This is a genomic window from Paenibacillus senegalensis JC66, assembly GCF_000285515.1.
In the GTDB taxonomy this organism is placed as follows: domain Bacteria; phylum Bacillota; class Bacilli; order Paenibacillales; family NBRC-103111; genus Paenibacillus_L; species Paenibacillus_L senegalensis.
In genome coordinates this window covers 418,505-432,868 of the sequence record NZ_HE610958.1, presented here as the reverse complement: position 1 = coordinate 432,868, position 14,364 = coordinate 418,505, and the positions used below count along the sequence as shown (strand labels likewise).

Annotated in this window: 10 protein-coding genes; 3 read left to right on the top strand and 7 right to left on the bottom strand. The window is 49.0% G+C overall.

Translation table 11 applies throughout. The features are described from left to right. On the bottom strand, positions 1-160 hold a 160-nt coding region (locus PSHG_RS31455; RefSeq protein ID WP_010272568.1), incomplete at its 3' end, for a PadR family transcriptional regulator. A gap of 341 nt (positions 161-501) precedes the next feature. Continuing rightward, positions 502-831, bottom strand: a complete 330-nt coding sequence (gene csaA / locus PSHG_RS10430) for a chaperone CsaA (protein WP_010272567.1) — start codon at positions 829-831, stop codon at positions 502-504. A gap of 541 nt (positions 832-1,372) precedes the next feature. On the opposite strand from csaA, the gene PSHG_RS10425 reads away from it, so the two are divergent. After that, a complete protein-coding gene (locus tag PSHG_RS10425; protein ID WP_026021304.1) occupies positions 1,373-2,221 on the top strand; it encodes an SDR family oxidoreductase in 849 nt (282 codons plus the stop codon). Between the two features lie 41 nt (positions 2,222-2,262). Beyond that, complete coding sequence (locus PSHG_RS27235) at positions 2,263-3,453, top strand: S1C family serine protease (RefSeq protein ID WP_010272564.1); 1,191 nt, start codon at positions 2,263-2,265, stop codon at positions 3,451-3,453. A gap of 674 nt (positions 3,454-4,127) precedes the next feature. Here the strand turns inward: PSHG_RS27235 and PSHG_RS10415 are convergent. Further along, positions 4,128-5,081 (bottom strand): hypothetical protein, encoded by a 954-nt coding sequence (locus PSHG_RS10415; protein ID WP_010272562.1) that lies wholly within the window; start codon positions 5,079-5,081, stop codon positions 4,128-4,130. Between the two features lie 98 nt (positions 5,082-5,179). After that, on the bottom strand, positions 5,180-6,376 hold the full coding sequence (locus tag PSHG_RS27230) for an MFS transporter (RefSeq protein WP_010272560.1): 1,197 nt from the start codon (positions 6,374-6,376) through the stop codon (positions 5,180-5,182). Between the two features lie 412 nt (positions 6,377-6,788). Between PSHG_RS27230 and PSHG_RS10405 the strand changes: the two genes are divergently transcribed. Continuing rightward, on the top strand, positions 6,789-9,722 hold the full coding sequence (locus tag PSHG_RS10405; protein WP_010272558.1) for a DEAD/DEAH box helicase family protein: 2,934 nt from the start codon (positions 6,789-6,791) through the stop codon (positions 9,720-9,722). 95 nt (positions 9,723-9,817) lie between these two features. On the opposite strand, the gene PSHG_RS10400 is transcribed toward PSHG_RS10405, so the two are convergent. The 3 genes from PSHG_RS10400 to PSHG_RS27225 all read right to left on the bottom strand — a co-directional run bounded on the left by PSHG_RS10400 (position 9,818) and on the right by PSHG_RS27225 (position 14,078). After that, positions 9,818-11,389 carry a sugar ABC transporter permease gene (locus PSHG_RS10400; RefSeq protein WP_010272556.1) on the bottom strand — a complete coding sequence of 524 codons (1,572 nt, stop codon included), beginning with the start codon at positions 11,387-11,389 and terminating at the stop codon, positions 9,818-9,820. Between the two features lie 258 nt (positions 11,390-11,647). Next, on the bottom strand, positions 11,648-12,751 hold the full coding sequence (locus PSHG_RS10395; protein WP_010272554.1) for a sucrase ferredoxin: 1,104 nt from the start codon (positions 12,749-12,751) through the stop codon (positions 11,648-11,650). Between the two features lie 115 nt (positions 12,752-12,866). Next, positions 12,867-14,078 (bottom strand): ABC transporter substrate-binding protein, encoded by a 1,212-nt coding sequence (locus PSHG_RS27225; protein WP_010272552.1) that lies wholly within the window; start codon positions 14,076-14,078, stop codon positions 12,867-12,869. Positions 14,079-14,364 lie beyond the last annotated feature (286 nt).

Below are 14,364 nucleotides of genomic sequence, written 5' to 3'. Positions count from 1 at the left end.
TGGAATAAAGGGTGGGCTCTTTTAATTCATATTGTTGACCGCTTTTCCTGTAAATTTCCTTTATGATCTGGTACCCATAATTGTCTTCCCGCAGCAGCACGCTCAGAATGATCGTATCAATGCTGCCGCGCACCAAATCGCTGTTATATAGAGGCTCCAATCGTTTTCGCCACCTTCAATTTGATAACAGTATCATAACACATATTACTATGCGTGTGAAAGTACTTTGTCTGTAGTAAGGGAAAAATGCGGATAAACTTACTTTGATTGTAGTAAGAAAAAATGCGGATAAACTTACTTTGATTGTAGTAAGAAAATTGTGATAGACCATCATCGTGTAACTCCGTATTCCTAATGCCGCCGGAATAAGGAATGCTGTAATGTGATTCGATCAATAACGCTTCTCGGCTTACGGTAGTGGAGCAACTTGTCCGCGAAGCCAAACCAAAAAACCGCCAGTTAGGCGGCTCTGGGTACCCTTATGTTGTTTTACTATCGGGCTTAGGCTACGGGTGTTCCATTCGGTACTGGCTTGTCGGGCTGAAGGAGAACGACATCCCCTTCTTCCGGTATGCCCCCAATGACTAACACTTCCGACTCAAACCCGGCAATACGCCTGGGCGGAAAATTGACGACGGCTGCGACTTGTTTGCCAATCAACTGCTCGGGCACATACCGTTTTGTGATCTGAGCCGATGAGCGCTTGATTCCGATTTCTCCGAAATCTATTTCGAGTTTAATGGCGGGCTTTCGCGCTTCCGGGAATTCCTCCGCTTTAATTACTGTACCTATACGAATATCCAGCTTCAAAAAATCGTCAATGGCTGCCATTCCGTCCTTTCCCTCCAGATATGAACAATATAGTTTTTTTATCGATATAGCTGTTGATGTGTTGACGTTACTGTCGTTGATGGCAAGTAATGCTGCTGCCTTTGTTTGTTAAGAACATCATTGAATGGCTTGGCTTAAGGATTACTTATGAGTGGCTGAGGCTTTTCTTCTTTTGAGAACTAATAGCAATTGAAGTCAGTGCGCTTTGCCGGAAAAACTTTGGTATACTGATAAAAAACGCCTTTGTAAGCTCAATAAATTGAGAATGGCAGCCTTTTTCCAACTTAAGTTCATTATACACAATGCTCATTATAGAAGCTGCGAGGGAACGGCTTGGACAAACAATTTATTTGGTCAGACACGCGGAATCCTCTTTTATATCCGGCCAGGAAAGAACGAGGGGGACTGTCACAGAGAGGCTGGCTGGATGCCTTCAGCAGTTCAGGAATAGAGATAGGGATAATAATCCGGTGAGGAGGATCAATTAATGGGACAGATTCATGGGGGGCGGGATCAGTCTGCAAAGAGCAGCCATGTCGGTATGGAGGGCAAGCGGGCACTCGTAACTGGGGCCAACTCTGGAATGGGCCTGGCTACTAGTGTAGCTTTGGCGCGTATGGGAGCAGAGGTTGTCATGGTCTGCCGGAGTGAAAGCCGCGGCAAGGAAGCGCTGCTCCGCGCAAAGCAGGAGAGCGAATCAGAACGTTTATCGCTGATGCTGTGCGATTTGGGATCACTGGATAGTATCCGCAGATTCGCGGAATTATTCAATCAGCAGTATGATAGCCTGGATGTACTGGTTAACAACGCCGGAGTGATTACTCTGAAAAGGCAGGAAACCGCGGACGGCTTTGAGCAGATGCTGGGGGTGAACCATTTGGGTCACTTTTTGCTGACCGGTTTGCTGCTGGACAAGCTAAAAGCCGCTCCTAATGCGCGAATCGTGAATGTGTCGAGCGGTGCCCATAAGGCCGGGCGGATTGATTGGAACGACCCTCATCTGAAAAACGGATTTAACGTGATGAAAGGATATGGGCAATCCAAGCTGGCCAATATCTGGTTTACGATTGAGCTTGCTGAACGGATTAAAGGAACAGGAATGACGGCCAACTGTCTCCATCCGGGAGCTGTCGGCACGCAAATAGGAGTTGACCGCAGCACCGGATTCGGCAAAACGATTCTAAAGCTGCTTAGCTATGTTTTTTTAACGCCTGAGCAAGGTGCGGAAACCGCTATTTATTTGGCCTCAAGTCCGGAGGTTGCAGAGATAAGCGGTAAATATTTTTATAAAAAGAAAGTGACTGATACCTCAATTCTAGCCGGAGACCGGGAGCAAGCGAAAAAGCTGTGGGAATGGAGTGAGGAGCAGGTCCAGTTTCAATGGGAGTAATTGGGTAAAGAACGTTCCCGCCCAGGGAGAGGGGGACAGAGATGACAGAGGACAAGAGCCCTCGCAACGGCAGAGCTTTGAAGGAGCAAGGGGAGCACAGGAGCCGCGAAAAGGGGCAACACGCCAAGGGGTCATGCGAAGACGAGCAATGCGAAAACAGCCGCAGTGATGAGAAGCGTCATGAAGACGAGGATCGTGACAAACAGCAGCACGACAAGGAACACACGGCCCAGACCCATGTACAGCAAGGTCTTGATGAGAGAGGCGAAGAGAAAGAGGAGCAAGAGGATCAACCCGCCCCGGCTCTTGGTGAGCCATTTGTAGAGCAGTCAGCGAAGGAAGAGAGTGCATCTTCGATGGGTAGGTCATTGAAGGAACAAAATGCTTCCTCGAAGGAAGGTTCTGGAGTAACACAGAATGGGCATTTGGAACCAGTTGAGGATCCTACGGAGGAGCAAATTGCCGCGTGGGAAGAGCAATTCTTCGGCGGGGATGAGGAAGAAGAAAGAGAGTATCTCGAGCAAAAAGAAAGAAGCCGCAAGCGCTGGAAAAAAACAATATCTTTGTTGATTTCCTTTGCCCTCCTGGCTAACGTTTTGGCTTTTTGGCCTATGCTGTACAATTCAGCCGCCGTCCGTTTTGTTATCCAGTCCAGGGAGCTGCTGAAGAATGAAGAGATAGCCCAATACAGGGAGTCGATCGTGGTTATCAGTTCAATTAACGGGCGAAAAGGTACTGGCTTCCTCATCTCGGAATCCGGACTAATTGCAACCAACCATCATGTTATTGATGGCATGCAGGAAATATTTGTTACTTTCGCCGACGGTCCGGCCCGTGAAGCGGAGGTAGTCAAAAGTGATGCTTCCGTGGATTTAGCACTAGTACAGCTAAAAGAGGGAGAAAGCGAGCGTCCTGTACTTCCGCTGAATTCATCATCGGGGCCATGGCAGCCGGGAGATCCGGTGTACGTCATTGGCAATCCGTTATTTTTCAATTTTATTGCTAATGAAGGTACCATTTTTGACGAAATTCCCGTGCGCGGCCTGGACGTGCCGGTGCTTGCTTTGCAAGCTCCGATCTATCGGGGCAATAGCGGGAGCCCTGTCATTAACATGGATGGTGAAGTGATCGCCATTGTGTATGCCACGACCCAAATCGATTCCGATGGAGAATCGATCCGGGTAGGATTGGCCGTTCCCGTAGAGCACCTGCTTTCCCTGCTGGAAGAGTAGGTGCTTTTGCTTAATTGGCACGGTCCTGCCGGGGTGAAATGTATGCGAAAAACCGCGTACCATTGAATTCTCAGGCACAACTCCAGCATGAAAACAGCCAAGGTTGGCGGGGTTCACGGGGTTCGCAGGGTTCGCGGGCTTGTTTCCTGCGTTTTGTACGAAATGTCGTACAAATTCATGCGGTTGAAATGCGAATTCCGGAGATTTGTATGAAACGTCGTACAAAAGCATGGGTTTGAGGTGCGATTACCCAAGATTTGTATGACAAATCGTACAAAGCATGGGATTGAAGGGCGATTACCCGAGATTTGTATGACAAATCGTACAAATGCAGGGGGTTAATGGGGTTTAAGCTATTAAGGTGCTGCAGTCATTGTTTTCAAACGCAATTTCGTACAAGTTATGTGATTGAGGAGCGATTACCAAGGCTGCTCAACATGCGGGGCGTTTTATTATCACAAAAAACCGCATACAACCATCGTCGCAGCGCGTGTCGAGGCGAAATGTATGCGAAAAAACCGCATACAAGCATCGCCGCAGCGCGTGTCGAGGCGAAATGTATGCGAAAAACCGCATACAAGCATCGCTGCAGCGCGTCCCGGGGCGCGCTGCGGCGATTCCGCAGTCATCGTACCCTAACGCCCCTCCCGCGCAGTTTGCCGTCAATCGTTCCTTTATTTGCTATCGGGAGATTCGTCATCCGCAGAATCAGACCACCAGAGGACAGATATCGTTTCCGTTACACTTATCGTCCTGTCACTGCCCTCGCTTATCCCGCAGTGTCCGTAGGCGGTCATATAACCGTCCATCAGCCGTCCGGCCTCCGCTGGAAATCCCATATCGCGAAGCTGCCGTACCGCCCATTCCAGTGGTTCGCGTTCATCCAGCCACTGGATTGTCTGCGCATCGCGCAAAAACGCCAGCCGCGCTTCCACAGAAGCCTGTGAAAAAAAAGACTTAATTTCCGGGTACAACTCCCGCCAGTCCATTTCCTTGCTCAGCTGGTAAGGGAAGGGCGAGACGACTGCTCGAACGGCTTCCGGATCCGCATCAACGGAGAGCGGAACAACCCCCATTCCGTTAAGTGTCGGCAGAACAGACGACTTGACTCTCTCACTTCGGAGATTCCCAATATAACCAACCAAATCGGAAATCACCTGAACTCCCATAACGCTTTGAAAATGTTCCCTGGCCCGCAATGCCTCTTTATCCCAGGAAGGCTCCCCCTTTGTCTCCAGGTAAGAGGCGAGACGGTCTAAGTATGGAAAAGAGTTGTAGAGCAGACTATCGTCCGTGCACAACATGGCCAGAAAGTCATCCAAATTTTTGGCCAGCAGCTGTATCTCGCATCCAAAGTCCATAGGGAAAATAGCAGCAATATAAGCGTCTGCTAAATTTTGAACACGGCCGAAATCAGTCACAAATCCATAATGGATCCCATCAACCCCGGCACTGGCAAAAGGAATGACATCAGGCGGTGTTGACGTATAACGAATATCGTCGCGGGTTAAAAAAACACCGATATCATTTCCGAGATAGCGCCCTTCCTTCTCAGCTTCTTTTTCCAATTGGCGCCACCGCTTAAGCTTCTCTGGAATTTCATAGCTGGCAAAATGTGCTGGTTCCATTTTAGTACTCCTCCCTATTCAATACGCACTCTGTCCTAGTTTGTACTTTATCTAGCTGGCATGCTCGAATTTCTCTAATGGTTCTTTTGACTTCAGGCTTAGGATGTTCCGCTAGTATCTGCACGAGCATCTTTAAAAAAGTACAGACACACCGCAACGATCAACGATACGGCCAGACAGATCAGCCAGGGAAGCAGCGGCAGACCCAGACGCTCCCCCAAATCATAAAACCAGCCTCCGGCACTTGTGCTTAGAGCCCCGCCAACAGCCAAGGAATAGCCGTTGAATCCGTAGTAGGAAGCCAGTAAGCGTGAATCGGCGAAGGATGGGATGACATCCAGCTGGAGCGGAGCGGCGATCATCGTTCCTAACGCAAAAAGTACCGCACTGGCACACAGCATGAGCAGATTGCCGGAAAGTCCGAATCCAAGCAGGCCGATACCCATGAACACAGCGCCTGCACCAATTAATGGAAAGCGGTTCGGAAATCGTTCCAGGTAGCGGATCATCGGCAGCTGTCCAATAATAACGGTTACGGCCAAAGTAGCATATACGTAAGCTACACTGATTTCCTGGCCTGTCAGCGCCTGCGCTTTTATCGGAATTGTTAAATAGAGCTGCATGTATAAATAAAAATAACCGATCAGTACCACGGTATAAAAGACGAATGGACCATCCCGGAGGATTTTTCCCATATCCTGCAGTACGCTGTGTTGACTTGTTTCGACCTGCAAGTTAGGGAGCAATAAGTAAATCGCAAAGGCTATTGCCAAATAAATAGAGCCCGTGATCAGAGATAAGTATACGAAATCTATTGAAATCAGCAGACTGCCCAAAAATGTAGAAGCGATCATGGCAACATTGACGATCAAATTTTTAAACGAAAACAGTGGCTTGCGATATTCCTGTGGAGCCAGCTTGACAAACGCAGCCTGATAGGACGGCTCGAATAAAGCCCCTCCTAATCCAGATAAAATAGCGCTAATGAAAAAATGCCACGTTTCGCTGCAAAAGGCAAAAGAAGCAAAACCGATAGAGCGGACAAGCAGCCCCAGAATCAGCGCAGGTTTGCAGCCTAGGCGATCCGCAACAATTCCACCGATGAAGGTTACCCCTTGTTGGGAGAATTGGCGGACACCTAGCAGTACTCCGGCTAGGGCCATCGACCATGCGAAGCTTCCTGTCAAATACAGGGTCAAATAAGGAATGAAGGCATAGAAGCCCAGGTTGATAAACAAATAAGCTGTGTACAAAACTTTAATCTCGCGGGGAGCCAAGCGCCAAATCGTAAGCATGGATGTCTCTCTTTCTTATTTTTCTAGTTGTGGCTAACACATTTTGTAAGCCGCTTGATTCTGGTTCTAGTGTATACCAAACCGCAAAGGTAGAAAAGATGGGGGGCAGCATGAGCGGGCCGAAAGGTTGTAAGGAGAACTGACATAAAAGGGAGTGAAAAACATAAGCAGAAAAAGCAAAAGAGCAGAAAAAGCAAAAGAGCAGAAAAGCAGAAAAGCAGAAAAGCAGAGGCAGAATAGTAGAAAACAGAGGCGTAAGCACAGGTGAGTGCAGGAGTGACAGCGAAGGAAATTGAAACACGCCAGGTTACCCGTGTACAATGAATAAAGAATTAAGAAGAATTGAACCGGGAACAGAATGGGGAGTATGCCCCCTCATCCCTCGTGCACATATTCCTGGAAGGAGGCGCCTATGGGCAAAAGCAAAAGCACATTCCCTGCCGATCTAAGCTTTAAATATCCATGGAGAAGCTACCAGCAGAAGGTGTTGGATCAACTGGACGATCTACTGCGCAGCCGTCACTTTCATCTCGTAGCGCCTCCCGGTTCCGGCAAAACTGTGGTCGGTCTCGAGGTGGTGCGACGTTTAGATGAACCAACCTTGATTTTGGCACCGACCTTAACGATAAAAAACCAATGGATCGACCGTTTGGTTACGCTTTTCATGGATACGGATACGGTACCGAACTGGATTTCCGATGATCTTCGCAAACCTGGGCTGCTGACAGTTACAACGTATCAGGCGCTGCACAGTTTAACAGAACAGAGCCGCAAGAGGGCCGCTGGGGATGAAGGTGATTGTACAGCTGACGAGGAATCACCTAACGGTAACAGAAGTAAAGACCAGGCAGGAGACCGGCGGGTCAAGGGTGGATTGCGGCAGGAACTCCGGGTAGAGACGCAGGCAGAAACTGAGGTAGTACTGCAAGAAGAGCGGCAAGAGGAACTGCAGGAAGATTTGCAGCAGGAAGAGCTGCAGGAGGAGCCGCAAGAAGAACCTCTGGCGGAATCGGCAGAACAGTCTGAGAATAGTCGCCTGGATGGCATTATTGATCTCGATGCTGTGCTAAAGCAGGGCAGGTTCAAGACGCTCGTGCTGGATGAAGCTCATCATTTGCGTGCAGAATGGTGGCGCAGTACTCTTAACCTGCGCGACAGGCTGGTAAAACCGAACCTGGTAGCCTTAACCGCTACGCCTCCCTACGACGTTGCTCCTGCCGAGTGGCAAAAATACATCGAGCTGTGCGGACCGATCGACCTGGAAATCAGCGTACCCGAGCTTGTTCGTGAAGGGGACCTGTGCCCTCATCAAGATTATGTATATTTGTCTTCACCTTCGCTTGCGGAAAAACAGCAAATTGAGCAATTCCAAGAAAATGTGGAAAAGGTCAAAGACTATTTGTTAACGGATGAACAATTTCGGTGCTGGGTGGAAACTCATAACTGGGTAAGCGAGCCGGAAGCTCACCTGGATGCGATCCTCGGGAATCCTGAATATTTCTCCAGTATGATTGTTTATTTGAAGGAAATCGGCAGTTCCCGCTGGGAAAGCCTTCTGCCGGTACTCGGGGCCACGCCCAAATCGATGCCGAAGTTAAACCTGGAATGGCTGGAAAAGCTGCTGAACGGGGCGCTTTTTCAAGACAACACCCCGATCGATCGCGAGGAGCATGGCCAGCAGCTGAAGAAATGGCTTCAACGGATCGGCTCTTTGGAGAGAAGAAGGGTCTATTTGCAGTCTAACCGACAGCTGGACAGGCTGCTCGTTCATAGCATCTCCAAGCTGGAAAGCATAAACCAGATTGTCTCTTTTGAGCACAAGACGATGAACGATAGGCTGCGGCTGGTCGTTTTAACCGATTATATTCGGCAGCACGACCTGCCCAAGCATCCGGACGACCTTCGCCCTTTAACCCGCATCGGCGTTATCCCGATCTTTGAAATGCTGCGGAGGAATCAGGAAGATGACCGCTTGAAGCTCGCCGTACTCAGCGGTTCGATTGTCATCTTGCCCAAAAGCGCACTACCTGCACTGCAGCGAATTAGCGAGGAAGAAACTGGAGGAATTCCGTTCTCCTATTCCGTACTGGATCATGACGAACGTTATGTGGTCCTGCGAATGCCGGGCAAAACGAACTCTTTGACCGTCAGGTGGGTAACCGATTTGTTTGCTGCAGGGGAGATTCAGGTGCTGATCGGAACGACCGCTTTACTGGGCGAGGGATGGGATGCGCCTTGTATCAATTCGCTCGTTCTGGCCTCTTACGTTGGCAGTTTTATGCTGTCTAATCAGATGAGAGGAAGGGCTATTCGCACAGAGCGGGGAAATCCGGACAAAACCTCAACCATCTGGCATCTCGTCTGTATAGAGCCGAAGATGTTAGCTGTAGAGCATCAAGGCAGCGACCTGGAGACCTTGGGCCGGCGGTTTAAAACGTTTGTCGGTCTGTCGAACAAAGAGGATTCGATCGAGAGCGGGTTCGCTCGTTTGGATCTCCCTGCGCCTCCTTACGCTAGGATGAGCATAGATTCCATGAACCGCCGAATGCTGGAGCTGGCTGGACAGAGGGAGCAGCTAAAATCTCGTTGGGAACGGGCTATCCATAAGGAGGGAAGAAAACGGATGGTCGAGGAGGTTCGTGTTGAGAAAGAGGTATTAGACCGCCGTTTTCTATGGATGAATACGATCCGGGCTGTGCTAAATCAGGCTCTGATGATAGGTTTGCTTGTATTTGTCCAGCTCATTAGCACCCTGGAAGGAGTGTTTCATGCTGCTTCGCTCCAGGTCGTATTAGGTGTTGTCGGGGTCTTTGCTATTATTGGCATGCTAGTCGCTCTGCCGGGCACGATCCGCGCGGTTTTGCTGCTGCTTCGCAACGGTTCGGTAGAATCCAATATGAGAAATGTCGGGGAAGCGCTGCTTCATACCTACAGTTCTATGGGGCTGATCGACACAACGGGTAAAAAGGTCACTGTCAAAACCGATCAAGATCCGATGGGCTATGTGTTCTGCTGGCTCGAAGATGCGACAACTTATGAGCAAACCTTGTTCCTGGACAGCCTGCAGGAGCTGCTGGGTCCGATAGAAAACCCCCGCTATTTGCTTTCCCGCAAGTCCAAGCTGGGTCCGCTGAGGCGTCAGGATTATCACGCTGTCCCGCAATGGATTGGCCGCAACAGAGACCATGCTACCGTGTTTGCGGAGCAGTGGAGCAAGCGTGTGGGTAAGGTTGAGCTGGTGTATGCCCGGAATTTGGAAGGGCGGCGCATTTTGTTAAACGCCCGGATGAAATCATTGTCAGCAGCCTTTGTGCCTAAAGCCGAACGCTTAAGCGCTTGGCGCTAAACAGGAGGTAAGTAAGCCTTCCCGAAAACCCGAAAAAGAATACGCAGAAACTCAAAGCTCTGAAACGCAAAAACGAAAAACGCGTTCTGCTGAAGCTACTGCTTCATGCCGCCGGCAATCATCAACAGCAGGCGTTTTCCAGGTAGCAGCATGTGGGCAAACAAATACAAGAGAAGTGCTGGCGTGGAAACAAGGAAGCCGATGAGTGCTATACCTCCTTCGAGAGAATGGCTATCCGGTCCGGGTGGCATTTTGGTCAACATACGATACATCATGACAGGCGTGAACTGCCCGGGATCGCTAATGTAAAGCAGATAAGGCTGAACATAACCGTAATGAAGGGCCGCTTGGATCAGCAGGAGGCCACTTAGCGAAGTCACAATTGTGGATAGCGAGAGGTTGCTCTCTATCCTCCATACAGCGGCTAGCGCCCAAATAGCGGCAGTGGAAAATACGGTAGTCAAAAATATAGCGGCATAGGTATTCAAAAGACCCCAATTCATTATGGTAAAATATTCGGAAATAGATCGTGTATGCAGGGATACTAGGGTGATGATGGCAAGAGCCGCAGAAGCTGACCACAGCAACAGTTTATGGCTGGAACGGAAAACCCCGGCTATAGCAAGGGCGATAAGCACACTGCCTAATGCAGTCAGCAGAGAAAGAGCGATGGAATATGCAAAGGGTCCCGCCAGCTGGAGCTGGCCTTGGAATTGCTCGGGCCACGTAGGCAAGCCCCGCAGCCAGTAAGGAGAGAAATAAATGACTGCGAAAAGAACAAGTGCAATCAGAGCCGAGATAGCGTGATGAGCCAAAGATGATTCATTGATCAGTTCTCGCTGTGGAGCCTGAGCTGTCTCCTGAACTATTTGGTTTTCCTGAATAGCAGGTCGCTTGAGAGTAACCCGGATTAAAAGCCAGAGCGGTACAATCATAATGAGCAATGCGCATGCGGACAATAAGGTTGACATGACGTTAAGAGCTGCAAGCATGCTGTATTGGGCTTGCGTTGGACCTGTCCGGAAGACAAAATTGTCCAGTGTATCGATAGCATCGGCAATTGCGGGATTATAGAAGGCAGATGATAAAGAGAACAAGCCTGTACCGATAAAAGCGAGTATGGAAAGAGCAAATAAACCTGCGCCTTTTAAAGGAAGCCAGCGATCTTCCGGCCGAAAATAAGCGAGAGCATAGATAAGGGCAAGCGGAATCCCCAAATATTTAACAGCGCTTAATAACGGATGCAGCAGCATCATCCGGTCGGACTGGAGCAGCACCTCGACTGGCAGCTGATGAATCCACCAACCGGCATATACTTCAGCAGGCAGGAATACAATGAGCAGAAACAGCATGACTAGCGCCGTGCGAAATCGGGAAGGTACATATCTTAATCCGGTGCCTATAAGAACAGCTAGCACAAAGGCAAAAAAAGCAAATAAGACGTTGAACCGGACCGTATTTAGAACCACCCTTTGAAAATGGCCAGAATCCAAAAGCTGCTGGTAATAACTCCAGCCCACCCAAGCCAATTGGGAGCCGTCCGGCCCGTATTCACGAAGACTTATAAACCATTCCCGTCCAAACATAATCAATGCGATGATCAGGGAAATGCCAAGAGCTGCGACAGAAAGAATGAGATATGCTGAATTTTTGTTGTTTTCCTTCAAGCGTTAATCAACCTCCTTGCTTATTACTCGAGTCGATTTCAGACCTGCGGTTTTCTTATTTCCCATTATACAGTACTTTTTTGTAAAAATACCCAGTAGTTTTCACGCATAGAATTACCGCCGTAGCGGTAGCTTCGTACTACGAAAAAAAGCGATCCGATGCGGATCGCCTCATATAGATTTCCCTAATGGCTTAGGTGCTGGTTAATGTAAAGGAGCTAATAAGTTAAAATGTACATCGTATCACTTTATTAAAAACTATGACTGGATGAGGGGCTGCTTGTGAATGGAAACGACCTTCAATTGCCGGGCTAAGGTTGGAGCGTTGCCGCAACCGCCTACCTCCTTAGGCTCGCCAGTCCGGACTTCGGCTTCATAGCGACCGGAAACTGTTCCATCTGGAGAGCGGTAATCAATCCGAACAACCGCGCGTGTTTCCTCTTCTTCCAGCATGGCGGTCTGTTTATCATAGTGAATCCATTGCCAGCCTTCCCGCTTGAACGCTTCCCTTTCCACTGCTTGCGCAAATGCTGGAACGCCTCCCCAGCCTCTGTAATGACGGGCAATGGAAGCGAAATCCCCTTTTCGCAGCAATAACGTATCGAGCATTTCCGGTTTCAGTTGGGCCCAATAACGGCCTTCGGGCAGATCGAGTATAGTGGGGGCGTGGCGATGACCGCCAAAATGACTGGTCCGCCATACCCTAAAAGGTAACGAAGAAGAGTCTTCCGAAGCTGCAAAAGGCTGGACATAGCGATCAAAAATTTCCTGGTACATAGGAGCCCCGAATTTGCCGCAGCAAAGATCGTGACGACCATGAGAACAGACAAATAAGTCGCGTGTCCCCGGATAAGCCAAAAGATAGCCTGGATCAGGCAAGCGCTGACTGAGCTCCTCAGCGGCTGCGGCATAATCAAGCTCTGTTATGGACGCGATGTTTTCCAAATAGGAAGGGAGCTCCCGCTGCATCAATAGAGCTTCTATGACCTCGTACAGCTCATTCTCCTTAACGATATATTCCTGCTTGCGGAAGAAAGCAGTAGGCACTTCCGGCCGCTCAAAAAACATTAAGCGACGGCAGCCCTCCGGGCTAGTAAACATTCCGGGATCAAAGCCAAGAAAGCGGAAAGGCGCCGCATTGGCACGGCATTCCTCAAGCATGGCTTCAAGGCCTTTGGGAAAATAACGGGAATCCTGAACATGATATTCCCAGGGTAACGGAACCTCAAGCAGCAAATATCTTCTATGTACCGCTGCGGAGCCTACGGGATCTTCATTTTGCATCCTGGATACAAGGGAACAGGGGTGACTAATCATGTCAGGCAGCCCGCCGCTTTTCTCCAATGATTTTGTAGACGGCATGGAAATAACCCTCCAATAGTAATAAAAAGTAACTTTTTAAATCATTTAGGTTAATCTCAATTAATTTAAATTTAAAACAGTTAAAATCAGTTTCAATCAATCTAAATCACTAGGCTCAATCAACTAATTTGGACAATACATCCTCGATGATTAAGGAGTTGGCGATAGGCCCAAAGCCTTGAAACCACAGTTCATAGTCTACAGGATAGACATGATTTTGTTCAACCGCGCTTAGCTGTTTCCATAAGGAAAGCTCCTGAAGAGAGGAGTGGTGATCTTCACTTTCGGACAGCAGGAAGATGTGATCTGGATTAATTTCCGGAAGCAGCTCTGGAGAAAGCACTTCAAAACCGTTGACTGGCTCAGGAATCAGTGCTGAAGGCTGAAGGTTCAGATCTTCGTAAAGCACTTCAAACAGCTTGGTGCTGTAATAGCGGAGCTCCTTATCGGTAATGCGCAAAAACATGACCTTCTCCTCCCCGATGGAATCGGCCAGGATGGCACGGGCTTCCTCTACCTTTTGATCGTACTGGGCAATTGCTTCCTCAGCCTTATCCTGCATGTCGAGCATGTCTGCAAGCTCGCGGTAAGTATCGCGCATTTTGCGAATGCCTTCTTCATTCTCGGCTGGGCGAATGGCTATCGTTGGAGCTATTTTGTCCAGCTGTTCATAAGCCTGTTCGTGATTTTGGCTTGCAATGATCAGGTCAGGATCAATAGACAGCAGCGTTTCGAAATTAACCTCGGGGATTTGCCATCCCAGATTCATAGTAGAACTCAGATAGTCTTGAAAGTACCACGGAAATTCCCCATTATTAGGCCCTGCACTAGTCGCTGCCGCAGGAATGAGCTCAAGGGAGAGCATGAAATCCGTGATCCAAGGATGCAGGGAAACAATTTTATCAGGTACGCCATCAATAGGGGTAACCCCAAACAGGTGACGAATTTCCCGGGTCGTAGAAGCCTCCTGGTCCGGTGCTGGTGAAGGAGGTGCCTTTTCAGCCGGAGGAGAAAGGGATGGAGCGGGAGAAGTTTCGGCTGTTGGAGTGTTTTGTCCGCATGCGGAGAGAAGCACAATGATAAGCACCAAATACAATGGAAGGTATGAGCGAAGGGTAAAAAGTGACTGTAGCCGTGAAAAACTTAGCTGCCTAAAGCAGAAAAGCGACTGAAGCTGCAAAAAGCTCGGCAGTCGAAGGCAGAAAAGCGGCCGAAACGGTCGTATCCATGAGGGACTAGCCTGCCGTACACGTTCCTGTGTTTCGGTTAAAGAAGGCTGTACTTTGTCCATATAGCTGTGCTCTAATGAAATCTTGGATCTGGCCATGGGATCGGGGCCTCCTGAGTTGTAGTTCAGTAAAAAGCTGGGGTGCATCTTGCAGAGCCAGGGTCCAAATGACCATTCTCTGAAATTGATAATCATTTTCAATTCTAGAGAAAGCTATTGGAATTTACAATGGAAATTTACACGAAGTCCATGGACAAAAATAAAAACGCTGCCGGCATTATGCAATTGCATAAGCGATAAGCTGCGGACGGCCTGTGAGCCTGCGGCTAGCAGTATATGACGTTATCACCCACATACAAGCAGCATAGGAGGAGGGTTGCCCGCT

Excerpts from the sequence above, each read along its gene's own strand:
- csaA (WP_010272567.1), bottom strand. The coding sequence starts at position 831 with ATGGCAGCCATTGACGATTTTTTGAAGCTGGATATTCGTATAGGTACA.
- PSHG_RS10425 (WP_026021304.1), top strand. The coding sequence starts at position 1,373 with ATGGAGGGCAAGCGGGCACTCGTAACTGGGGCCAACTCTGGAATGGGC.
- PSHG_RS27235 (WP_010272564.1), top strand. The coding sequence starts at position 2,263 with ATGACAGAGGACAAGAGCCCTCGCAACGGCAGAGCTTTGAAGGAGCAA.
- PSHG_RS10415 (WP_010272562.1), bottom strand. The coding sequence starts at position 5,081 with ATGGAACCAGCACATTTTGCCAGCTATGAAATTCCAGAGAAGCTTAAG.
- PSHG_RS27230 (WP_010272560.1), bottom strand. The coding sequence starts at position 6,376 with ATGCTTACGATTTGGCGCTTGGCTCCCCGCGAGATTAAAGTTTTGTAC.
- PSHG_RS10405 (WP_010272558.1), top strand. The coding sequence starts at position 6,789 with ATGGGCAAAAGCAAAAGCACATTCCCTGCCGATCTAAGCTTTAAATAT.
- PSHG_RS10395 (WP_010272554.1), bottom strand. The coding sequence starts at position 12,751 with ATGCCGTCTACAAAATCATTGGAGAAAAGCGGCGGGCTGCCTGACATG.
- PSHG_RS27225 (WP_010272552.1), bottom strand. The coding sequence starts at position 14,078 with ATGGCCAGATCCAAGATTTCATTAGAGCACAGCTATATGGACAAAGTA.